Raw genomic sequence first — 25,493 nt, 5'->3', positions numbered from 1 at the left:
CTTTTTTATATAAAGCATGATCTATACATTCCTTGTGTTAATTTAAAATCCATTTAAATCCCTTTGAATTTATATTGCTACCGTATTTTTTAATCTTATAAATACCAGTACCATCTCCTTATATAAAGAAACTTGCCTCCTAATTTAGTTAAAACTTTCAAAAGCAGTAATCGCGGCTTTTTTTGACTCATCGATATTTTTCTTTTGTCCACTGGCTTTATCAAGATATACCAGTACTGATTCACCGCTAGCGACGATAGTATTCATAGCCGTACTATAATAGGTATATTCATGAATCACGCTGGCATTACCAATTTTCTTAACTCGAACCCCAATCCATAAGGTATCGGGATAAGTCACTGGTTTGAAATATTGACAGGATGACGCTGCCATGACTGAAAAAGTCTTTTCATTGAATAGATTTAATTGACTGTTATAGTAAATACGAGCGTTTTGGGCATAAGTGTAATAGACCACATTATTGACATGACCAAAAGAATCCATATCGCCCCATTCTACTTGTTGAGAATAGATAACCGCAAAACCATGCATGGGATGGTGTTTGTCTTTATTCAGCGTCTCTTGCATTTCCGGTAATATAGCTAAAGCCTTCATAGTTTTCTCCTCTAGTAATGCCAATTAACACAGGTATTATTAATAAACGTTAAAATCATCAGCAAGCTCAAATGATTGTTTTTCGCAATCATCAATAGAATTTTTTGGATTAAATTAATTTTTCTGCGTACATCATGCGCATCTTTTTCTTATCGAGCTTACCCACACTGGTTTTTGGCATTTCTACTAAGAATTTTATTTCACTTGGCACGCCATACTTTGGTAAATAGCCTTTTTCAACCGCTTGATGACCTAACGCTAAAATAGCGTCCGCTTTGATATCGACATGCTCAGGTTTCAAGACGACCAATGCTAAAGGACGCTCGCCCCATTTTTCATCCGCTACTCCAATGACGGCCACTTCAGCAACGCTCGGATGAAAGGATAAAATATTTTCGACTTCAAGTGAGGATACCCATTCGCCACCTGACTTGATGACGTCTTTGAGTCTATCGGTAATCTTTAGCGTGCCATCAGGGGCAATACAGGCAATGTCTTGGGTATGCATCCAACCACCGCGCCATAACTCATTGCCAGCATCTAAATTCTTAAAATAGCTTTGGGTCAGCCAAGGCGCTCGCACAACCAGCTCCCCTGTCGACTCACCATCCATTGGTAAAGCTTTGCCGTTTGCATCCCAAATCTCCATCGATACCAGCATAATTGGTGAGCCAGAAAGACAACGATAATTGATCTCTTCTGTCGTTGTCATCGCATTTGTCTGATCACCGAATGCCATTCTGGCGAGTACAGGACATGACTCTGACATCCCAAACCCCGAGATAAACTCTATTCCACTTTCAAGAGCGGCTTCAGCCAGGCCTTCGTTTAATTTGGAACCCCCTACTGATAACTTAAGGCCGTTAAACTTGCGACCTCGGGTGGCCATCTCTTTAATTAACATTTGTAAAATGGTTGGGACACCATGTGACAGCGTGACTTTATGGCGTTCAATTAAATCAACCAATACTTCGGATACATATCGGCCTGGATACACTTGTTTTAGCCCTATCATGGTTGCCCCATACGGCCAACACCATGCATGCACATGGAATAATGGCGTCATCGGCATGTAGACATCATTGTAGCGAGCACCTTGACCTTCGGCACTGAGTGCAGATGCAAGGGTACTCGATAGCGTCTGTAATACGATCTGTCGATGGGTAAAAAAGACGCCTTTTGGGTCTCCCGTCGTGCCACTGGTATAAAATGTGGTGGCGATGGTATTTTCATCGAAATCTGGAAAATCAAACTCATCACTGGCCGCAGCTAGCATGGCTTCATATTCACCTTCGACATAATCTGGCATGCTAACTTGCTTAGCTTTTATATTGTCTTCACTATACTCAGCATCATCAAAACCAGTACCTTCAAAACCAGTACCTTCAAAACCAGTACCTTCAAAACCAGTACCTTCAAAACCAATGTCATCGAAACCAGCATCATCAAGCCAGATAATTTTCTCAATAGAAGGGGCTTCATGACGGTAATTTTTCGCCATTGGCTCAAATTCAGCATTTAATAACAAGGCTTTAGGCTTAGCATGATTGATGGTATACAGCACTTTATCTTCAGCCAAGCGTACATTGACGGTTTGCAAAATCATGCCAGACATAGGCACGGCAAAATACGCTTCAAGGTAACGATGACTGTCCCAGTCCATAACCGCAACCACATCACCTGCTTGCAAATCCATGTTTTTAAGTACGTTTGCCAAGCGGTTAACCCGCTTAAAAAATTCAGCATACGTATAAGTGACCTTATCGGCATAACTAATGGTTTGCTGAGTAGAGGCAACTTTTGCACGGTTTAGCAGCTGTTTGATAATCAAAGGAAAACCGTACGCTTCTTCGGCTTGTTGGTAATCTTCATGTTGGTTGAGTATGGTAGTCATTATTGTCGTCCTTGATAATAAAATATTATGGCGTGGTCATATAGTTGATTCAATTTAAAAGAGGGGCAAGGCAACCGAGTACAGATGTATAGGTAATACTTCAAACGAGGTTAACGCTGTCACTCTTTTATAGTGGATTGACTATAGAAAGAGTTAGACTCGTTCAATCACCATGGCAAGCCCTTGCCCGATACCAATGCACAAACTAACTACCGCGTATTTTTCGCCCGTACGCTGTAGCTCGCGCGCCGTACTCAACGCAAGTCTTGCGCCTGATGCGCCAAGCGGATGTCCGACGGCAATCGCCCCGCCATTGGGGTTGACGCGTTTATCATCAAAATCTATATCCAAACCCTTAAGGCAACCCAGAACCTGCGAGGCAAATGCTTCATTAATCTCAATGATGGACATATCATCAAGGGACAAATTGGCACGTTTCAATGCCAGTTTAATCGCCTCAACAGGGCCTACGCCCATAATATTTGGCTCAACACCCATCGCACCAGATGAGAGAATCTTAGCAATAGGCTTAAAGCCTAACTTTTCTTCTGCTTGCTTTGAGCCAATAATTAGCGCAGCCGCTCCATCGTTAATACCTGACGCATTACCTGCTGTGACGACACCATCGTTATTTAAAGGTTTCAGTTTTTGTAACGCTTCAACAGTAGAGCTGGCGCGAGGATGCTCATCTTCTGTTATCGCTTTTTCGGGTAACTTCTTACCTTGCGATACCATAATTGGCGTTATTTCCTCATCAAAGAACCCCGCTTGTTTGGCGGTTTGATATTTAGCTTGCGAGGCTGCTGCGAATTTATCCGCCTCTTCACGAGTGATACCGTATTTGCGAGCGACATTATCGCCCGTCTGCGGCATGCTATCGCTACCAAATTCTTTAGTCAAAAGAGGATTGGGAAACCGGCTGCCAATAGTGGTATCAAATACTTTAAATTCACGACTAAAAGGCTGCTCGGTCTTAGCAAAGACAAATGGTGCACGGGTCATTGACTCAACCCCACCTGCTAAAAATATGTCACCCTCGTTACAAGTGATACTACGGGCAGCATCGATGACGGTAGACAGCCCTGAGGCACATAGACGGTTGACGGTTTGACCAGGCGTTGTGACATCTAGTCCCGCTAGCAATGCAGCATTACGAGCAATATTGCGTGAGTCCTCACCGGCCTGATTGGTGTTACCGATCAGTACTTCATCAAAGATATCGCTAGGTAATTGGTGCTTTTCGACCAGAGTCTTCATCACTGTGGCGATTAAGTCATCAGGGCGCACGGTTGCTAATGCTCCACCATGGCGACCAAAAGGGCTTCTTAATCCGTCATAAATATAGGCGTCTAACATAACTGTTCCTTGTTGTGTTTTGAGAATTTGCATTATTGAAATATAGCGTTTATTAAATTGGTCTAGCTCTTAGCATCAGCAATCTAGCGTTGACAATTACTCTGTTGAGTAAATAATGAGATACCTAACTTGGCACGGCGCTGTAACCATGGGCTAGGACGATAGCGTGGGTCACCTGTTAACCCATAAATACGCTCTAAGATAAGTAAAATACGCTCGGCACCAAGCTCGTCCCCCCATGAGATAGGACCATACGGATAACCTAATCCAAGCTTGACGGCATTGTCGATATCCTTTGGTGTGGCAATACCTTGCATCGCAATATCGCAACCTAAATTAATGACCATCGCAACGACTCGCTGCGCCACGAAACCAGTGCTTTCGGCAATTAGCGTGGCATCGACAGCAACATTTGAACCCTCATCCGAGCTTTTACCGAACTTATTATTTCTACCAAATATGGCATAAGCTTGCGCTACAAAGTTATCTTGGGTGACGATACTTGGCATCAACGTACGATGCTTGGATAAGTCAGTCAGCATATCGATGGCAACCGCTTGTTTAGGATTAACCTGATAGCGAATAGCCGCATTGGTTGTATCGTCACCATAGATTGCCAGCAATATTAAGCTGTCAGAGTTTGGCTTATCGTTATCGTCGATAGTAATGTCGTTAGCGTTTAGATACTCAACCAGCTGTTGTTTATCTTCTGCCAAATCTGCCCCAATCCAAACCGTTAGGTTTGAGGTATCAGACCCTGTTTTAGAAAATTTAGCTTTAGAACCTAATGCTTCAGGCGATGATTGTTGCGACGTACCCACTGTTGATTTTTGACCGTCTTTATAGTGATAAAATCCTTCACCCACTTTACGACCAAGCTTTTTACCCGTTAGCATTTGACGGGTTAAAGGATGGGGGCGATAGCGAGGCTCAAAGTAATATTGGTTATAAATCGATTCCATAACTGGATGCGACACATCGATGCCAGTGAGATCAAGCAGCTCAAATGGTCCCATCCGAAAGCCAGCCCCTTCCCGTAAAATACGATCGATATCCTCAAAACTAGCGATCCCCTCGCCTAGTATTTTTAAGGCTTCTGTGCCATAAGCTCTGCCACCATGATTGACAATAAACCCTGGGGTATCTTTTGCAACGACCCCTAAATGCCCCATGCGTTTGGCTAAATCCGTAAGCGTCTCAACCACTGAAGATTTAGTAGAGATACCCGGAATCACTTCAACGATTTTCATTAATGGCACGGGGTTAAAAAAATGAAATCCTGCCACGCGCTCTGGGTGCTCACAATCGGAGGCAATCGCGGTCACCGCTAGCGATGAAGTGTTAGTTGCTAAAATTGTCTCGGCTGTCACGATGCTTTCTAACTGTTTAAAAAGCTGTTGTTTTATTTCTAAATTCTCAATAATGGCTTCAACAACGACATCTACATTGGCAATTTTGGCTACATCTTCAATCACGGTTAGATTCGATAAAGTAGACTGTAGCTGCTCATCGGTAAATTTGCCTTTAGCCGATAGTTTTTCGAGTGTCGCTTGAAGGGATTGACGACCCTGCTCAGCAGCTCCTGCTTTGGCATCAAATAACAGCACTTGAATGCCCGCTTGAGCAGCGATTTGGGCAATACCCATGCCCATAATACCGGTGCCAATAATGGCCAATGAGTTAACAGTCATAATAATCCTTTATATGGTCTTGTTAATTTATATGCTTTTGTTGAATAGTCTCGTTTTCAAACTATAGTTGCTTTTTCTCTCTATGCTTTGACAAGCTACTGACCTTTATAATTCGCGTCACGTTTTTCCAAAAAGGCTTTCGCGCCTTCTTTTTGATCTTCGGTATCAAACAAAATCTGAAAGGCTTTACGCTCCAAAGCCAATGCGCCTTGCAATGGCATATCTACCCCGAGATTAGCGACTTCTTTTATTTGGGTTAAAGCAATAGGCGAGTAACCTGCTAGTTGTTCAGCGATTTCAATAGCACGCTTAATAGCCGCCTCATCTTCGACCACTTCAGAGACCAGCCCCATTTGATCAGCTGCATCTGCACTTATCATGTCGCCCGTCAATATCAGCTTCATGGCTTTATGTTTACCAATCACACGAAACAGCCGCTGCGTGCCCCCTGCTCCAGGCATTAATCCGATTTTGATTTCTGGTTGTCCAAACTTAGCAGACTTGCCAGCGACGATGATGTCGGCATGCATAGCGAGCTCACAGCCGCCGCCAAGCGCATAGCCATTGACCGCTGCAATAATCGGCTTGCGACAATTGGTGATGGCATCCCAATAACGCTCGCTATTACGTAGATAGATATCAACCGTTTTTGCGGTTAAGAAATCATTGATATCAGCACCAGCCGCGAACACCTTATCGCCACCAGTCAATACAATAGCTTTGGTCTTTGGGTCATCGTTTAATTTAATGAAAATCTCTGCCATTTTTTCGCGTAGTTCAGTGTTTAAAGCATTGCGAACTTTGGGACGATTCAGTCTTATTACACTAACGCCATTTTCTAATGTTTCACAAATAATGATTTGATCTTCCATGATGCTGTCCTTTAAATAATGTCGTTAGATAAAATAGCGCAATCTTTAAAATATATTAATAATTAATACCGCATAGCGATATTTAAGACCAATATATACTGTTTATTTTCCTTTGTGAAGGGTGAAATTCAGTTAAATTTAAAAATAAACGAACTTATTGAACTATTATTTTTTAATAAATACCGCATTGCGGTTATTTAAACCAAAAGTGTTGTAATTTAATAAACTATCAATTATGCTATTTGTTCAAGGCAATTATGAAGCCGCTATCAATCTAAGTATTAATCAAACAAGGAAGAATCACATGATCAGAGATAGGGAAACTCTTAACCAAATCACCGAAACTATCCGCCAATTTGTTAGCAACCAATTAATACCAATGGAACATTGGGTAGCAGAAAACGATCGTCTTCCAGACGATATCATTAATCAAATGCGTGAGTTAGGGCTGTTTGGACTTACTATTCCCGAAGCTTACGGCGGGCTTGGCGTTACTATGGAAGAAGAGGTCACACTGGCATTTGAATTAGGGCGCACATCTCCTGCGTTTCGCTCACTAATCGGGACAAATAATGGTATTGGCTCATCTGGTCTAGTCATTGATGGTACCGAAGAGCAAAAACAAAAATACCTACCAAGGCTCGCCAGTGGTGAAATTATCGGCTCATTTTGTTTGACCGAACCAGAATCAGGTTCAGATGCTGCCTCATTAAGAACCACTGCTATTAAAGATGGCGATACTTATGTTATCAACGGTACTAAACGCTATATTACCAATGCCCCTGAAGCCGGCATATTTACTGTGATGGCACGTACTGATCCACAAAATAAAAGATCGGGTGGTATTTCAGCCTTCATCGTTGAGAGCGATACCCCTGGTATTACTTTGGGTAAAATTGATAAAAAAATGGGCCAAAAAGGCGCGCATACCTGTGATGTTATCTTTGATAATTGCGTAGTGCCTGCTGATGCGTTGATTGGTGGTGTAGAAGGTGTAGGTTTTAAAACCGCTATGAAAGTACTAGATAAAGGACGTCTACATATTGCTGCAGCGAGTACAGGCGCAGCAAGTCGAATGTTAGATGATGCCTTACACTATGCCGTTGAGCGTAAGCAGTTTGGTCAACCGATAGCCAATTTTCAACTTATTCAAGCCATGCTCGCTGATTCAAAAGCAGAGATTTATGCGGCTAAATCTATGGTGCTAGATGCCTCACGTCTGCGCGATGAAGGTAAAAATGTCGTTACTGAATCATCATGTGCCAAGATGTTTGCGACCGAAATGTGCGGCCGAGTTGCTGATAGAGCCGTGCAAATTCATGGCGGTGCGGGCTATATTGCGGATTATGGCATTGAACGTTTTTATCGTGATGTGCGCTTATATCGTTTGTATGAAGGCACTACTCAAATCCAGCAAATTATTATCGCCCGCAATATGATCAAAGAAGTTAGCGAGTAGTTGTCGTTTATTCGCTTACTGGTTATTTGATTACTAAAGAATATTTACATTCTCAAAGCGTATTGAGGTATTTGCTAGGACGCAGATACCTAAGTCACGTCACCATGACTATAGTCTTTCATTCTCACAACAATAAGGATATAAATTGTGAAAAGTGCCGCTATAACTTCAGATTCAAGCTTAAGCTCTGTCCAGAAGCAACCTTGGAAATTGGCCTTCTTCTTTTGTTTTTTAGTTCTATTATGTGATGGAGCTGATATTGGTATTCTCGCCTTTACACTCTCAAGTCTAAAGCTAGAGTTTGGGTTGACCAATGTACAAGCTGGTGCTTTAGGCAGTTGGTCATTGTTTGGCATGGCAATCGGTGGATTTTTCGGCGGTTGGGCCTGTGATCGTTTTGGACGAGTACGTGTTATCGTGATTGCGACAGCGCTCTTCTCCGTGCTATCTGGTTTTAGTGGATTTGTGCAGAGCTATGAGCAGTTTATAGCATTACGGTTTACCGCTTGTTTGGGTCTTGGTAGTTTATATATTGCCACTAATACTTTAATGTCTGAAATGGTACCTACCAAACATAGAACGACTGTGCTTGCGATGTTGATGACAGGTTTTACTTTAGGGTCTTTAGTGATCACTAGCGTTTCTGCTTGGATTATTCCTAGTTATGGTTGGCGCACACTATACCTGTTGACGTTTTTACCTATTATTCTATCGATAGCAATGTACTTTCTTATACCTGAACCAAATTCTTGGAAAGAGGCACGTGCACTGAAACTCAGTGGCGCGAAAAACTCGCTGCAAAAACCTGAAAATCCTTATAAAGCAATATTTGAAAATCCAAAACATCGCATCATGTTCATTTTATGGTCAATGAGTTCAGGACTTTTACTGTTTGGTTATTTCGGGGTAAGCAACTGGCTACCTTCTTATCTAGAAACTGAACTGGGTATTAAGTTTAAAGAGATGGCTCTATATATGGCGGGTACCTATTTGACCATGATGTTTGCTAAAGTAGTGGCAGGTCTAGTGGCTGATAGAATTGGTCGTAAAATAGTATTTGCCTTCGGTACGATGGGCACCGCACTGTTTATTCCAATATTGGTCTATATGCATACTCCAGAAAACATCGGTTGGTTAATGATAACCTTTGGTTTCTTATATGGTATCCCTTATGCAATCAATGCCACCTATTTAACCGAAAGCTTCCCTACCGCTATTCGAGGTACTGCTATTGGCGGCGCATTCAATATCGGACGCCTTGGTTCAGTTATTGCACCTGTCGCCATTGGTTATATGGCCATGCAAAACTCTATCGGTGCAGGTTTATTACTTATGGCAGGCGCGTACTTCTTATGTGGTCTTATTCCAACTTTGTTCATCAAAGAGCAACAGTATGACCCACAAAAGGCGTAATATTATTCAATATATATACCGCATAGCGAAATAGCTTATAATAGCTGTGTTAAGAATTTCACTGCACTTTTAATACTGCATCTTTAAGACAGTCTTATTAAAGGTGCAAACTACTATTAGCATACAACCTTTTTTTTGTTTTTTATAAAACACCCTAAGTAGTGTATTCTTTATAATGTTCACATTAACTTAATCGAGACTAATAAACTTTGTATGACTACTAATACCCTTGCTGACGAAAACTCTAATGAATCAACACATATTGAGCTATTAGAGCCGATTAGTGACATGAGAGATAAAAACGACAGGCAGTTTGTCACGGCTTTGGCCCGAGGATTAGAGCTGCTGCGTTGTTTTACCCCGCAACGTCCTTATCTCGGCAATCAAGACCTAAGTCAATTGACGGGGCTCCCTAAAGGGACGATTACGCGTCTTACTTATACCTTAGTCAAATTAGGATATTTAAAGCAATCGACCAACAGTAGTAAATATCAGCTTTCTGCGGGTGTGTTAGGGTTTGGTTATACGATGATGGCGAATATCTCTATCAACAATTTAGTCACACCGTACATGGAGGAGTTAGCGGATTATGCCAATAGTGCAGTTGCTATGGCAACCCGTGATCGTCTGATGATGGTGTATCTAAATGTAGTGCAAGGGTCTGGCACGACTACCATGCGACGCAATGTAGGCTCATACCTACCCATTCATTTAAGTTCCATGGGACGAGCTTGCTTAGCCAGTATGCCACCTGCTGAGCAAGAATTCATCCTTGATGCCATTCGTAGTAAGTTCAAAGATGATTGGTTAAAGATTAGGCGAGGACTGGATAAAGCCTTTAAAGATTATGAGGATTATGGATATTGTTTTTCGATTAGCGAATGGCAAAAAGATGTCAATGCCGTCGCCACTGCAATGATGCACCCTACTGAGGGCTTACTGACTTTTAATTGTGGCGCGCCAAGTTTTGTTCTTAGCCGTACTAAATTAGAAGAAGACATCGCTCCTCGGTTGCTGCATATGAAGAATAATATCGAGGGCAACATTTATATAAGCTAAAGCGTTTTCTAATTAGCTCAAACAATCTTAAAAATTCAGAAAAACCGCTTACGAATTTATTGAACAAAATTTTAAAACATAAAAAAGCCCTTCAAGCCTTAATATATTATAGCTTGAAGGGCTTTTTGATTATTCCTGTATCGCTTTACTATGTTTAATCAACCAATATGCTGCTCTAGCCATTAACCCGTGTTGCGTAGACCTGCGGCCAAGGCATTGATACTACGGATTAATGGATCTTCAACGTCAAGCTCATCATGATCGACGACGCCTGTAACGTCTTTTTGTCTGGCACGTTTTAACAGCTCGATTTGTATATAGTTAATCGGATCTAAATAAGCGTTTCGCCACTGTAGTGAGGCGGCAAGGTTTTGCTGATTAGATAACAAAGACGTTTGATTAAGCAAAGAATTTAGGCCTGAATAGGTCAAATCGTGCTCATCGATGACCGCTTTCATAATCTGTTCACGCAAAGCCTCATCTTCACATAACTGACTATAGGCATGAGCGATATTCATCTCAGACTTGGTAAAAGCCATCTCGATATTGCTGATAAATACGCTAAAAAATGGCCAATGCTTATTCATCTCCCTCATTAATTCTTCGTCTTCTTTGACGCTGTGTAGAGCACTGCCAACGCCATACCAAGCAGGTAAGGTAAAACGCGCCAATGACCAACCAAATACCCAAGGAATGGCCCGTAAAGTCGTTTTGCTTGGCAAGCCTTTTTTGCGATGCGCTGGACGTGAGCCAATATTTAATAAAGAGATTTCTTGCACAGGGGTCACCTGTGAGTAGAACTGATAGAACCCTTCAGTATTATCAGTCAGTTCACGATAACGCTGCTCACCTGCATCTGCCAAACGTGCAAAGAGCGCTTCATAATCTGGCAGCTCAGCGGGCTGCACAACGAATCTGGTAGAGCAGGCTTTCAGGGTACCCGTAATACCCATGGTCAGCTCGAATACAGCGGTATCGGTATTGGCGTATTTGGCATAGAGTACTTCGCCTTGTTCAGTTACTTTAATCTGACCATGTAGTGTACCTGCTGGTTGCGCTGCGATCGCGTTATGTGTTGATCCGCCACCACGACTCACTGACCCACCACGCCCATGGAACAAGCGCGTTTTGATACCGTATTCCTCAGCGATACGGTTGATGGTTTGCTGCGCACTATAAAGCTGCCATGCAGAGGTAATGATGCCGCCATCTTTTGATGAATCTGAATAGCCTAGCATGATTTCTTGGGTGTTATCTGAGTGTTGGAGCAGTCCTCGATAGAGTGGATTATCCAACACGGCAGGTAATATCTTGTCAATATTTTTAAGGTCTTCGATCGTCTCAAACAACGGCGCAACTGGTAAGTCAGCAGATAGTTGACCTGCATCATCAACCCTGCACAAGCCTGCAAACCGCATTAATAGCAATACTTCTAATAATTGACTGGCGTTGTTGGTCATCGAAATAACATAACTGCCAAAGGTCTCTTGCCCAACCAGCTTACGTAATGTCGCCACAGAGTTCATCAATGCCAATTGTTCACGTGTTTTATCAGTCAAGTTATCGGTATAGATGAGCGGTGTACCAGGCTTTTCAAGCAAACGAGTGAGCCATTCTTGGCGCTCACTTTCACCCAGCATTTGATAATCCGGCAAATTAGAGGCACTGGCAAAAATATCGGCAATCACCTCACTATGATAAGACGACTCTTGACGAATATCGAGCGCAGCTAAATGAAAGCCGCAAGTTTTTACCAGACGAATCATATCGAGTAATAACCCTTCTGCATGGGCAGTGTCATGGCCATTCACACTCTGACGAATGATGCGTAAATCTTCTAACAGCTCTTCTGGGTCGGCGTAGGCATCTTTTTTAGCGTCACTATCACTGCCCTTACTTTGAATAAGGCGATTAGTAGCGTTAACTTTAGTAAGAATTAAGGAGAGTAATCTACGATAAGGCTCATTGCCATAATCATCTAGATTATAATCAAAGACTCGTCTGTCGAGCTCATCGTAACTTTTGATCTTGGCATAGACCTCAGCTGAGACCGTCACAATCGTATCACTATGAATGAGCTGGCGGCGCAGTTTTTTGAGTAGTACTTGATAGTGACGCAACACGGTATCAGCATGCATTAGTACGGCAAGCTCTGTGGTCTCAAAAGTCACGAATGGATTGCCATCTCTGTCACCACCGATCCAAGAGCCAAAGCTCATAAATGCTGGTAATGGGTAGTCTGCTAGCTCTGGATAGATATCGATAATGGCTCTTTTAATATTACGATAAACCTTTGGAATGGCATTAAATAAACTGGCGTTAAAATAATGCAGTCCATTATTTATCTCGTCATAAACCAAAGGCTTACGTGTACGTACTTCATCAGATGACCATAACAAATCAATCGTTTGCGCCGTTTGTTCTTTCGCTTGCTCGTAGGCGAAACTGTCTTCATTAAGATTATTTAAAGCATCGCTATGAGTAAATAGACTTTGCAAGATATTCATCGTCGTACGGCGGCGAGCTTCAGTAGGGTGTGCGGTAAATACAGGAATAAATTTGAGTTGATCAATCAGCTCTTGCATCTGAGCAGGTTCAATATTGCGTTCACGACACTCAAGCAGGGTACGACGAAACGACCCCTCCCAGCTTTGTTCAGATTGGACACGCAAGGTATGACGTTGCTCACGTAAGTAATTTTCTTCACTTAAATTTGCTAAGAAAAAGTAGATAGAAAAGCCACGTATGACGTTTTTTAAGGTTTGATTATCTAAAGAGGCAATGAAGTCAATAAGCTCCTGCTTCTGTGCTTCATTAGGCTCGCGGCGTTGTTGGATAAAACCTTTACGCAGTGTTTCAATGGTATGCACTGTCTGTTCACCAGACTGGCGAGAAATCGCAGCCCCTAAGAATGAACCCAATAAGCTCATGCGTTCACGTAATACGTTGTTATCTATCATCATCCTTAACCTTCTCATAGAATTAATTGGCAAAATAGTCACACTGCTTTGAGGGTAATCTTTCTGCAGTTTTCTGTCATAACAGTTTATCGTCGTTAAAAATCACAATTTTAATTTTTTAACTTATTGTTATTTACTGTCATAAACCAACCACTTTCATTATTTTAGCAGCTCAAGCAATTTACCACATTAATCATAGCAAAACTATCGAACCTTAATGATATACAAAAGGCTCTAGGCTAGCAGGACTAACCTAATGGACTATCCACATAAAATGCAACACCCAGTTAAGTCAATATAAGTTTAAGAAATCGTCTAATACTTTTGCATCGATATTGAAGCCTAAAAAATAGCGCTTTTAAATGACAACTCTTACGCAACTTCTAAGCAGGAGGCAGTCCTTGATACGCTTTATTTAATAAATCTTTTAATTCTTCATAGTCATAATCACGAGGATTATAGTAAGGACTATCACAAATAATTTGCGCTACTTCAGCTGGCCCCTCTTCGGGTAAGCCAATGTCTTTTAATGCCAACGGAATCCCTAAAGATTGATTTAAACGATAGATTTCTAAACCGACCTCTTCACGGCTACTAACACTTAAAGCCTCTGCCAATCGATCCATGGCTTCAATATCAGCATTACGGTTGTAATGCACCGAATACGCAAGCGTAATAGCATGGGCTTCAGCATGTGGAAGATTGTATGTGCCACCCAAGGTATGGCAAATCTTATGATGAATGGCCATACCAACCGAACCTAGACAAACCCCTGCCAACCAAGCGCCATAGGTTGCCCTCTGACGTGCTGAAATATTCGTCAAGTCCTTTACAATTACAGGCAAAGCAGACTTTAATGCTTTGATAGATTCAATCGCCATGAGACTGACGATTGGGTTTTTATCGTCAGCATATAGCGCTTCTACCGCATGTGCCATGGCGTTCATACCTGAACAAGCTGAGATTTGCGCAGGCAAGGTTAGATTTAGCTCTGGATCATAAATCACTACTTTGGGTAGGATGTGAATGTCCTTACCAGTGGTCTTTAGATTGTTTTCAGTGATGCCATAAATAGTCGTCATCTCGCTACCTGCATAGGTAGTTGGTATGGCGACTATCGGCAAATGCGTCTTTAGAGCAATGGCTTTGGCAAGCCCAATCGTAGAGCCACCGCCCAAAGCCAGACAACAATCAATATCGTTTGATTGGACGAATGCTACCGCCTTGTCCGCGACTTCTACCAGAACATGCATCACAGCGTGCGGATACACGCCTACTGAAATCTCTTGTAATTGCTGCGATAACTTCTGACCCGCTTCTTTTTGACCAGGTGTCGTAATTACCAAAACTTTATGATAACCATGCTGTATCAAAATATCTTTGGCTTCAGCTGATTTACCGTTCCCAAAATGAACGTCGAGCGGTAAAGCTTGGTAATGAAAATCTTTCATAATATCATCCTGATTTAGAAAACAACTCTCACTGAAAATACGCTGGAATCTCATTAGTATGAAGTATCAATCTTCTTACTTTCAATGTCTTATCAAAACCTCGACCATTTTTTTAAACATGATTGATGTATTTAAGAATAGCAATTAGCTTAAAGCTACGTCTAAAGAGAGATATCAAACGCTACGATTTCTTCAATAAATTTTGCTTCAAGAAGGGATAAATGACGATGTTCATGCCAGAAAATATATACAGGAACATCGGCAATACCTTCCTTAGGTGGCAAACGTCTAAGTTTAGACTCCAGATGAGTAGCCGCAATAAATTGATCAGGCAAAGCGCCAATACCATATCCTGTATAAATCAGACGCACTGCCTCATCTAGATTATTAGTATAGGCACTAATACGTCCTGTTAGATCATGACTCTCTTTAAACACAGTGATTGGTGAGAGAACATCACCGATATCTTCACTATTAAAAGCAATAAAATCTTCTTTTAATAAACTATCAAAGCTCAATTCTTTTTCTAAAAAAAAAGGATGATGGTAGCCACAGTATAGATAATAGCGTTGATTGAATAGTAGTTCTTTATTGAGGTTCTCAGGAATACGTCTAGCCAAACAAATACCAATAGCAGGAGTTTTTTGGTTTAAGTTATTCAATATATCCATACTAGATTTGACAGTTAAATCTAACGTAATATTGGGATACTTTTTTTTGAAATACACTAAAAATTGATTATATTTTGGATTGTGTATGCGACTGACTACCAATAGTTTGACCACACCTTCTAAAAGATGGGAGTTACTGCCTCTCATTGCCTCAATAGAGGTAATCTCTGTAAACATCGTCTGAGCAATTTGGAGGCAGTAACGACCAATAGGTGTCAACTCTAGAGGCTTTGTATTGCGAATAACAAGCTGGCTTTCAAGCTGTTCTTCAAGTTTTTTGAGATTTTGACTAACAGCTGACTGGGTAATGTTTAATCGATCAGCAGCAGCACTAATACTTCCCTCTTCATATATGATAATCAACACGTGAAGTAGCGCCCAATTTAGACTATCTGCTAATTTTTTCTGCATCATGACCTTTTGAAGCCTATATGAGTAATCGAATGATTTAAAAGCTGGCTATCTATATCTAGATAGCCAGCTTTTAATTATGACGTCTAAATCATAATACAATATAAGCTAATAGATAGTGAGGATAATCCCAGTATGTTCTAAAAAACTCCCGTTTTTTTACTAGAAACACCCTACATTAAACTTAGGGCATAAGCTCCTCAGGGTCAGTAAGCACATGCAGTAACACTGTTTTTTTATCCTTTAGGACTACTCGCATTGCTTCATCTACACTGGACTTAATATTTCTATTATTATCGATTCGTATACCATGTGCACCAAAGGCATTTGCTAATGCAGCAAAGTCAGGGTTTTGTAGCTGCGTACCCGATACTCTATCAGGGTAATGTGCTTCTTGATGCTGGCGAATAGTGCCAAACTGCTGATTGTCCATGAGGATAATTAAAACAGGTGCGTTATAGCGTATGGAGGTTGATAACTCTGCTTCATTCATCATGAATTCACCATCTCCAGTTACTACGACTGACAGACGATCTGGTGACTCTAACGCCGCGACAATACCTGCTGGCAAGCTATAACCCATCGCACCGTTTCTAGTACTAAGCTGACTTGGAAAGGTATGAGTGGGTAAATAACGCTGAGCCCATAAACAATGATTGCCCGCCCCAAAACTATACACAGCATCCTTCGGTAAGAGCTTAGTAAGCTCTCGGATAACTTCTGTCATATTGGCATAAGACTGAGAAGTATCATCTTGCTCAGCTTTTACCTCTGGAAATGCACAATCTTTTCTTTGCTGCTCATGGCAATAATTAAACCAGTCTTTACGAGAATCTGATCCTCCTATCTCCAACTTACTAATAGCTTCAACGAAGCTAATGGGACTAGCGACAATATGTTCAGTAACTGACCCACTATGACCGCGTAAACTGGTATCTAGATTGACAATATAATTAGGCTTATCAAAAGACTGTCGTAGACGATACCCATCACTTGCAACGTCGCCCAACACTGTACCTATCGTGAGCAATATATCAGCATTTTCAATTAAAGCTGCACAGTCATCGGAACGTCCATAACCTAGGTAGCCTGCATGTGCTGGAGAGTCAAAAGCAACTCGGTCTGAGGCGCGCCAATCATGAATAACAGGCAGATGATTATCTTCTGCAAACTTGGTTAGTTGCTTGGATGCATCAGAAGACCAATTCTGACCTCCAGCAAAAATCAATGGCTGCAAAGCCTTTGACAAAGTATCTCTAATAATATCAAGCTTGTCAGCAGCGATACAGCCCTCAGCTACCGGTATCACCGGATGCATCTGACCATGGAACTCCTGCTGGATAATATCTTCAGGTAATCCCACGACAACAGGACCAGGCCGTCCTTCTAATGCTGCATGAAAAGCCTTAGCCACAATTTCAGACGCCCTTGATACTTCGTCTAATATAAAGACACGCTTGCATTGACTGGAGAACCACTGATTAGGGTCAAATTCTTGGAAAGACTCCCGACCCCTATCAGCTACAGGGATGAGACCAACGAATAATATAAGAGGAACGCCATCCTGCCATGCAGTATGAATACCGGTATAGGCTTGCGCCGCACCCGGCCCACGTGTCACCATAGCAATACCTGGCTGACCGGTAAACTTGCCATGAGCATCTGCCATATAGGTACAGGCAGCTTCGTGACGACAGACGACCGTCTGGATATCAACATCATATAATCCATCTAATACTGAAAGGTAACTCTCACCTGGAACAACATACGTTCGACTGACTCCGTGCAATTGCAGGCTATCTACGATTGCTTGACCACCATGAATGATGTTACTCATTTTAATCTCCTTAATATTATTTTCTTTGAGAATCAGGTAAGAACACTATTTATTTGCTCAAATATCAAATAGTAAAAAGTCCTAATAAATTAGCGATAAATAGCAAAGCAATTCCTGTTAAGAATATTAATCCCAAGATTGCCCATACGTTCATTAGCGTGGATAATTTTTTATGATCTTTAATCAATACATAGTTCAACCCGCCGACAATGGGTGCTGCAATAAAGGCAGCTATCATTGCAAATTTAAGCATTGAGCCCAGTTGACCAGTAAAGAAGATGATGATGATCAATCCTCCAACAATAGCGTAGGTTGTCCAAAAAAATATCTGTTTATTGGTAATCTCTTTATTACCTTTAAAAAGTCGTAAACATTCAGAATTTGCGCGCGCTGTTCCATCTGCGCTGGTGAGTGTAGTACCGAACATACACATGAATGCCACGAAAGCGACGAGGAATCTTGACCATTCACCGATAGTAGCTGTGTACATATTGATTAATTGACCAATGTAATCACTACCTGCCGTTTGAATCTCTTGACCAGAGCCGTATTGAACAAATACACCCAATGCCAAAAATACCAGTGCTAGAATAGTAGAGACGCTATAACCTACGTTGAAATCAATAAGCCCTTGGCGATGCGTCGTATTTTCGGCTTTAATTTTTGCCGATATCCACATCGAGTTAATAGCAGAAAACTCCATTGGCGCAGGCATCCAACCCATCAGTGCAACAAGAAATCCTAAAGTCGCTAAATCCCAAGGTGACGTTGCTACAAAATCTGCTGTCATCACGGTAGGTTTTCCAGCAGCGACAATAACGGCTATTAAAGATCCAAACGTTAGCGCAATGATAATCCACTTATTAACGCTATCTAGCAGCTTGTAATGTCCTGCGACCAGAAATACCCAAGAGATGCCCATGACAATGACAGATAGCGTAATAGTCGATAGCCCAAGGCTGTCAGGCAACATAAATCCTAAAATAGCAGCACAAAGCAAGGCAACAGCACCCGTGCCTACTACTGATGCAAACATAGATAAAAATAGATAAACACCCAAGTAAACTTTTGATTTTTTATAGTAACCAGCAATTAAAGACTCACCGGTACCATAGACATAATCGGTACCAAAGCGAAAAAATGGATATTTTAATAGGTTAGTTATAATTATGAGACCTGCAAGCTGCCAACCATAAGTTGCTCCAGCTTGAGTAGAGGATATTAAATGCGAGCCGCCAATAGCTGCCGATGCCAATAAAATACCAGGACCAATCGTACGCCAGCTAAAATTTTTCTGCACATCGCTATTATTTAGAATAGAAGTTAATTGTTTAGACATAGAAACCTCACATTAATAATAGAAAATTTAATCTGACTATTAGTCGCACTCATTACTTTGGAATAAATGTCGCCATAAGCGAGCACGAGCACTTTTAGAATCGAAATCCTCATACCAAACATCCTTGTTGTTTTTAATTGAACAAAACTTAGCCAACTTCACTCAATTAAAAGATCTAAATCTCACTACTTGAATCGCTTGTTGCTAATGACACAAAAACAACTAGTAGCATCGAAACTGGCAGACCTACAAATACAGGATGTAAACCAAATGGATGACCAAGCACTTGCCAAATGACAGCTACAATTAAACCGACCCACATTGCGGTTGTACCGCCCAATCGAGTGGCTTTTTTCCAGAATAAACCAGCAACAACTGGTGCTAATAAGCTTGACACTAACATAGCAGCACCTGTCACAAATAAACTAACCAATTGAGGGATATAAAGGGCAAGTAGAAGTGAGAGGACAGAAACTGCTATGACAGATACACGACTGTATTTTAATAACCGCTTATCAAGATCAGGTGTCTCTTTTAGCCTTGGTCTAATAATATCGTTTGCAATTGAAGAAGCGCCTGCCATAAAGAACGAATCTGCTGTTGAAATAACCGTTGCGAGCAGGGCAATAATCATTACTACAACCATTGGGAAACTAAATACATCACTAATTACTGCGTAGTAAGTCAAGTTTGAATCAATTTCTCCCAAATTGAGTCCAAAGCGAGCCATAACGCCAATGGCAATAATCATAAAAGCGGTTACAGCACCTAAGATAATAGCAATCCAATACCCAGTTCTAGCTGTTTTAGCGCTTCCAGCAGCCCAGAACCTTTGCCATAAATCCTGTCTAACCATTTGGTAAGCACCAATAGTCAACAGATAAACGAACACCTCAGAAGGTGGAATACCCATGATATTCAAAAAATCAGGTTGATCAGACGCTGCTACATTAAGTTGCACTGCCTCTAAACCACCAGAAGCTATAATAACGACGACAAATAGAATAAAGATGCCGATTGTCTGTATCGTGCCATGAAATGCATCTTGCCAAATGACTGATTTCATACCACCAAAATAGGTCTTCAATGTCAGCATCACCCAACTGATTAAAATACCCGTGGTTATATCAAGACCCATAGTTAAATTGATGATAGTAGCAATAGCTACGAACTGTAATCCTGTTATTGCGCTATAAGCAACCATGGTACTGGCTACCGTAGGAATTCTAGCACCTTCGCCAAATCTTAAGACCGTAAAATCCGCAATAGTGACCATTTCATACTTTTCACCAAGCGCACGAATTCTCTTTAAGAAGAACCCAAGCATTACCACACCGGCAAGGAAAATCGAAAAATTTAACCACTGCTGACCCATTCCAAATAAAAAACCATTTTCCATAAATCCTAAAAGAGTAGCACCACCAACCGCAGTACCTACGAAGGTTAGTATAAGTGGGAATAGGGATACCGACCTTCCTGCAACGTTAAAATCATCGTAGGTTTTAATGCTCTTTTTGTTGATATAAAGTGATACACCAAATAAGAAAAAGAAATATATAACAATTAAAAAGCCTAAAATTAAACGTTCCTGCGAATCATACATAGTTAACTCTCCCTGTATTTTCATACATCTTGCTTGTTGAAGTCCTTTCAACAGAGGTTTCTTATTTACTTATTAATCGCTACTTTCTTATTCAGTGAATCCAGATAAAAATGCCTGTAGGTTCTCATTAAGCTTTTCTATACAGTAACCGCCTTCTACTAAGACAATGACTGGTTTGCTTAATGCTTTGAGCTTTTGCGCCAAAGTTTTAAAACCCTGCGTACTGACTTCACATTTAGCTTGAGGGTCATCTTTATAAACATCGAATCCTAAGACATGGACGATCACGTCAGGATTGAACAATTTTAAAGATGCTATTGATTTATCGACTTGATCAAAAAACCCAGCTTCATCCGTACCATGAGGCATGGGAAAATTAATGTTATACCCATACCCCTCTCCTTCACCTCTTTCATGCTCATGACCTGCAACTACTGGATAGAAATTAATAGGACTGCCGTGTACTGAGGTATAGAGCACATCTTTACGGTTATAAAATATTTCTTGAATACCCTGACCATGATGCATGTCAGTATCTATGATGGCTATTTTTTGGTATTTTTGACGGAGGTGCTCAGCGATAATTGCCGCATTGTTTAGATAGCAAAAGCCACCAGCGGCACTTTTGCGCGCATGATGACCTGCAGGTCTAGTGATACAGACTTGGATAGCGTTTTGACTTGTCGCATCGTCCAATAATGAATCTGCAGCATTAAGCGCCGTTTGGGCAGACCAGTAGATCGATGTCCATGAATGCTTACCAATAGGTGCGCTGCCATCAGCTTGATATTTAGCTGCTTTAGCTAAGATTCCAAGACCAGGATTATTTGGGATATAAACGGTCGTTTGAACCTCCTCTCCCATCTCCTCATCTACCGCCATCCATTCATCATGTCCATGCTTCAAAAACTCGACGTAATCAAAGGCATGTACAGCCAATATTGGATCAATACCTATATCTTTGGCAGTGATAACTTCTAATCCCATCGCTTCTGGCGCTTTTAGTAACTCCGTTAAACGCTCAGGCTTTTCTTGTGGTTCACGCATTTGTCCACGAGAAAAATATGTTTTTGGATGATGGAGCATTTGGTTTTCATGGCTATATATTTTCATTCTAAACAGTCCCTTGTTATAAATAATTTCTATATAAATAATAGTTATCGGCCCATTAATACCAGCTAATAGGTGTTTTTATATTAAAAATACTAATGATAAATAAATAGACAGTTGAAAAAATATCAACTATCTATTCTTAGACCAGTCATCTCCGGCAGACATTCAATATATGGCGCTATATAATTGCAGTCAAACGATATAAAATAATACTATGCATAAGTACAGCTAATACCCATAGATATATTGTTATAAATATAAGACTATACGGAAAAAAACAGAGATATTCTGAAAGTTTAAATAACACTATTTATATTTGGACTATCAAGAGCTAATTGTGCTTACTAGAAATTAAAGAGATGACATAAAAGTTTATTAAAGATGCGAAAAAGCCCCTTATCGGGGCCTTTTTATGGTTAACTCTTTGCTACAGGATGTAAATGACGTTTAATTGAGTTTATACACTAGCAATAACCTGCCATGCTGCCGTTGCTTGATGCTCGTCTTGATGCGCAAACAGAGGATGGTTTTGAGCTTCTGTCAAATTAAGTACAGGGGTTACGCAAGCATCAACCTCTGCGAATACCTTTTGCCAATGCGTCATCGTTTGACTAGCAAATCTCTCTGTCATTGCTTTTTCTGCCGCTTGGCTCTCTTTCGTATTAGGCATTGATCCACGCTGCCAATGAGCATCAACGTATTCAGACAAGTCTAACGTCTCGCATAGTAATCGCCAAAATTTAAACTCTAATGAACCGACTGCCATATGGCGACCGTCTTGTGTTGTGTATAACCGATAGCACGGCAACCATCCCCCTAAAAAGTCTTGATGTGGCTCTGGGCGATGTCCATTTATGTTTTCCATCATATCGGCCGTTGCTTTTGGCATGACCAGATGATGATACAAGCTGTGCGTCATACTCAAGGCAATGTGTCGCCCTCGTCCTGTATTCTTAGCGGCAAATACCGCTGCCAGCAAGGCAATCACTGCGGTATCGCTACCGCCAGCCAAATCTGCAAATTGCATATTGGGCATGGCTTGGTCGCCTGAGGCTGTTTTGAGTTGATTGAGGGTGCCGCTCATTGCCATAAAGTTGATATCATGCCCTGCCTTTGCTGTCCAAGACTTACCTGTAGCATCAAGCGCCTCTGGAATACCATAGCCTGTGATGGAAATCATCACCAGTTTTGGATTGATAGCATGTAAAGTAGCGGCATCTAAACCCATTCCAACAAGGACCTCAGGGCGAAAGCTATCAAGCATCACGTCTGCATCTTTGATGTGCGCTTTTATTGCTTCGATGCCTGTTTTGCTACGAAAATCCACCTTTTCGCAGTGTTTGCCATGATTTAAAGCTTTGAATAACTCGCCAAATGCACGTCCTGGGTCGCCGTTTTCTGGTTCAATCTTAATAATTTCTGCACCTAGATCCGCGAGTAAGCGTGTCGCGAATGGACCGGGGAGATTACGCGTGAGATCCACAACCTTGAGCCCGTTTAGACTGTCAGCCATCATGTCTTTCGCAATATTTGATATCGAATTGTCCGGTCTTGAATTCTTATCAGTCATCTGAAAACACCTCGCCTTTTTTTGCCATCTCAATCAGAATTTGTGCAGGCTCAAAACGCGCACCAAACTTAGCGGCCAGCTCAAGACTACGCTCAACGAACTGTTCTATACCTGTCGCATTGATAAACTGTAGTGTACCCCCTTGATGCGGAGCAAAACCCCAACCAAAGATTGACCCTACATTACCTTCCGCAACAGAGCGCAAGACGTTTTCCTCGTAACAACGAGCCGATTCGTTGGCTTGGATATAGAGCAGTCGATCTATCAGCTCTTGCATGTCTAGCTGCTCATCAACGGGTGGAAACAGCTCAGTAAGTTTTGGCCATAAGTGCTTATCACTCTTACCCTCTGAACTCTGCGAATAATCATAAAAGCCTTTGCCGACCTTTTTACCTAAGCGCTCGTGGTCTTTTGCAATCACACTAAGTACTGCAGCAGATGGATGACTGACCCATTCTTTGCCCTCGCTGAGCGTATCTTTTTTGGATTGCTCCATGATATGCATAGATAAATCAAGCGACACTTCATCTTGCAGCGCGAGCGGCGGCATTGGCATACCAGCTTTGAGACCTGCCACTTCAATTCGACGTGGATGCACGCCCTCACCTAACATCGCAATACCTTCTGAGACATACGTACCAAATACGCGCGAGGTATAAAAGCCGCGACTGTCGTTGACGACGATAGGCGTTTTGCCAATTTGTAAAACGAAATCAAAGGCTTTTGCTAAGGTTTCATCATCAGTCTGCTCGCCCATGATAATCTCAACCAAAGGCATCTTATCGACTGGTGAGAAAAAGTGCAGCCCGATAAATTGAGACGGACGTTTACTTGCAATGGCTAAGCTCGTAATGGGAATGGTCGACGTATTAGACGTATAGACGACCGTTTCAGCAATGACGGCTTCTGCTTGCTCGGTACACTTGGCTTTGATATCACGGTTTTCGAATACCGCTTCGATGACTAAATCACAACCTTCAATATCATTGTAAGAGGTGGTGGTTTGAATTTTACTTAATAACGCTTGTTTTTTGGTATCGTTTGAGCGTCCGCGATTGATGGCTTTGTCTAACAATTTTTCTGAATACTGTTTACCTTTATTGGCATTTTCAATACTGGTGTCTAATAGCACCACATTGATGCCCGCTTTGGCAGCGACATATGCAATCCCAGCACCCATCATGCCTGCGCCAAGTACCGCAACCTTATTTACTTTTTGTCGATCAAAGCCATTAGGACGCGATTGTCCTTTTTTAATCTGGTTTAATTGCGTCCACATAGAAGTGATTAAATTGTTGGATTCAGGCGAGAGTACACAAGCTGCAAAGTATCTCGATTCGACTTCAAGTGCAGCATCGATATCAAGTAAGCTACCTTCAAATACGCAAGACATGATATGGGTGATGGCAGGATAATTGCCGTGTGATTTTTGATATGCCATGGCTGGCGCAACAGATAGCATTTGCGCGTTCTTTGGATTATTCGCATTGCCACCAGGAATGCTAAAGCCTTTTTTGTCCCACGGTTGCTGCGCATCAGGATTGGCCTTAATCCACGCTTTAGCTTGGTTTAACATGTCGTCTGTGTCACTGGCTATCGCATCAATAAACCCACTCTCTTTGCCAGCGTTAGCACTAACAATTTTACCTTGGGTCATCATCTCAAGCGACTTTTGCATACCGAGTAGGCGCATCAGACGCTGAGTACCACCGCCACCGGGTAGCAAGCCTAATTTCACCTCGGGCAATCCAAGTTTGGTTTTAGGTGAATCGATGGCGAGTCGATAATGACAGCCCAACGCAACTTCTAGGCCGCCACCAAGCGCTGAACCTGTCATTGCTGCAACGACCGGCTTGCCAGATTTCTCAAGCTTACGTAGGCTTGCCTTGAGCGACTCAACCAATTTAAACGCTTGCTCGTGGGTTTGAATACTAGCAAGCTGATCAATATCAGCGCCAACGATAAAAGACTCTTTACCTGACGTTAAGATAAGCCCTTTAGCCGTCTCATCGTTTGTAAAAGCATCGACCAATATCGCAAATGAGTGATTAAAAGTATCATCAATCACATTCATCTTACGGTCAGTTTGGTTGATAGTGACTGTTACGATATTGTCAACGTCACGCTCAGCAGAAAAATCTGCCAACTCATTAATCGTTTGGGTGCAATCCATGCTCAT

Annotated in this window: 17 protein-coding genes; 3 read left to right on the top strand and 14 right to left on the bottom strand. The window is 41.6% G+C overall.

All coding sequences use genetic code 11. The features are described from left to right. Positions 1-144: 144 nt before the first annotated feature. From AK825_RS06920 to AK825_RS06900, 5 genes are all read right to left on the bottom strand, one after another. Entirely contained in the window at positions 145-615 is a 471-nt protein-coding gene (locus AK825_RS06920) for a thioesterase family protein (protein ID WP_068035738.1), read from the bottom strand. Between the two features lie 109 nt (positions 616-724). Continuing rightward, the gene (locus AK825_RS06915; RefSeq protein WP_068035736.1) at positions 725-2,509 is read right to left on the bottom strand and encodes a fatty acid--CoA ligase; all 1,785 of its coding nucleotides are present in this window, start codon (positions 2,507-2,509) and stop codon (positions 725-727) included. A gap of 153 nt (positions 2,510-2,662) precedes the next feature. Next, a complete protein-coding gene (locus AK825_RS06910; protein ID WP_068035734.1) occupies positions 2,663-3,865 on the bottom strand; it encodes a 3-oxoadipyl-CoA thiolase in 1,203 nt (400 codons plus the stop codon). Positions 3,866-3,948: 83 nt separating this feature from the next. Next, positions 3,949-5,562 carry a 3-hydroxyacyl-CoA dehydrogenase gene (locus tag AK825_RS06905; protein WP_149038753.1) on the bottom strand — a complete coding sequence of 538 codons (1,614 nt, stop codon included), beginning with the start codon at positions 5,560-5,562 and terminating at the stop codon, positions 3,949-3,951. Between the two features lie 89 nt (positions 5,563-5,651). Continuing rightward, the gene (locus tag AK825_RS06900) at positions 5,652-6,428 is read right to left on the bottom strand and encodes an enoyl-CoA hydratase (RefSeq protein WP_068035731.1); all 777 of its coding nucleotides are present in this window, start codon (positions 6,426-6,428) and stop codon (positions 5,652-5,654) included. 304 nt (positions 6,429-6,732) lie between these two features. Here AK825_RS06900 and AK825_RS06895 point away from each other — a divergent pair, with 304 nt between their 5' ends. The 3 genes from AK825_RS06895 to AK825_RS06885 all read left to right on the top strand — a co-directional run bounded on the left by AK825_RS06895 (position 6,733) and on the right by AK825_RS06885 (position 10,359). Then, the gene (locus AK825_RS06895; RefSeq protein ID WP_068035729.1) at positions 6,733-7,887 is read left to right on the top strand and encodes an acyl-CoA dehydrogenase family protein; all 1,155 of its coding nucleotides are present in this window, start codon (positions 6,733-6,735) and stop codon (positions 7,885-7,887) included. Positions 7,888-8,034: 147 nt separating this feature from the next. After that, a complete protein-coding gene (locus AK825_RS06890; protein WP_068035728.1) occupies positions 8,035-9,300 on the top strand; it encodes an MFS transporter in 1,266 nt (421 codons plus the stop codon). A gap of 213 nt (positions 9,301-9,513) precedes the next feature. Beyond that, entirely contained in the window at positions 9,514-10,359 is an 846-nt protein-coding gene (locus AK825_RS06885) for an IclR family transcriptional regulator (RefSeq protein ID WP_068035725.1), read from the top strand. 182 nt (positions 10,360-10,541) lie between these two features. On the opposite strand, the gene ppc is transcribed toward AK825_RS06885, so the two are convergent. The 9 genes from ppc to AK825_RS06840 all read right to left on the bottom strand — a co-directional run bounded on the left by ppc (position 10,542) and on the right by AK825_RS06840 (position 25,493). Beyond that, positions 10,542-13,322, bottom strand: coding sequence for a phosphoenolpyruvate carboxylase (gene ppc / locus AK825_RS06880; protein WP_068035724.1), 2,781 nt, complete (start codon positions 13,320-13,322; stop codon positions 10,542-10,544). 380 nt (positions 13,323-13,702) lie between these two features. Continuing rightward, positions 13,703-14,770, bottom strand: a complete 1,068-nt coding sequence (locus tag AK825_RS06875) for a maleylacetate reductase (protein WP_068035721.1) — start codon at positions 14,768-14,770, stop codon at positions 13,703-13,705. Positions 14,771-14,931: 161 nt separating this feature from the next. Next, positions 14,932-15,855: a LysR family transcriptional regulator gene (locus tag AK825_RS06870; protein WP_068035719.1), complete on the bottom strand. Its 924-nt coding sequence runs from the start codon at positions 15,853-15,855 to the stop codon at positions 14,932-14,934. A 181-nt stretch (positions 15,856-16,036) separates the two neighbouring features. Beyond that, a complete protein-coding gene (locus AK825_RS06865) occupies positions 16,037-17,689 on the bottom strand; it encodes a thiamine pyrophosphate-dependent enzyme (protein ID WP_203226497.1) in 1,653 nt (550 codons plus the stop codon). Between the two features lie 64 nt (positions 17,690-17,753). Next, positions 17,754-19,028 (bottom strand): divalent metal cation transporter, encoded by a 1,275-nt coding sequence (locus AK825_RS06860; protein WP_068035716.1) that lies wholly within the window; start codon positions 19,026-19,028, stop codon positions 17,754-17,756. A gap of 175 nt (positions 19,029-19,203) precedes the next feature. Next, positions 19,204-20,631: a sodium:solute symporter family protein gene (locus tag AK825_RS06855; protein WP_068035714.1), complete on the bottom strand. Its 1,428-nt coding sequence runs from the start codon at positions 20,629-20,631 to the stop codon at positions 19,204-19,206. Between the two features lie 87 nt (positions 20,632-20,718). Next, the gene (locus tag AK825_RS06850) at positions 20,719-21,744 is read right to left on the bottom strand and encodes a histone deacetylase family protein (RefSeq protein WP_068035711.1); all 1,026 of its coding nucleotides are present in this window, start codon (positions 21,742-21,744) and stop codon (positions 20,719-20,721) included. A gap of 457 nt (positions 21,745-22,201) precedes the next feature. After that, entirely contained in the window at positions 22,202-23,314 is a 1,113-nt protein-coding gene (locus tag AK825_RS06845) for a CaiB/BaiF CoA-transferase family protein (RefSeq protein ID WP_227514131.1), read from the bottom strand. Then, complete coding sequence (locus tag AK825_RS06840; RefSeq protein ID WP_068035709.1) at positions 23,307-25,493, bottom strand: 3-hydroxyacyl-CoA dehydrogenase NAD-binding domain-containing protein; 2,187 nt, start codon at positions 25,491-25,493, stop codon at positions 23,307-23,309. Before AK825_RS06840 ends, AK825_RS06845 begins: the two co-directional genes overlap by 8 nt.

Origin of the sequence: Psychrobacter sp. P11G5 (assembly GCF_001593305.1) — a bacterium.
Taxonomy (GTDB): Bacteria; Pseudomonadota; Gammaproteobacteria; order Pseudomonadales; family Moraxellaceae; genus Psychrobacter.
This window is presented reverse-complemented; position numbering and strand designations above follow the sequence as displayed.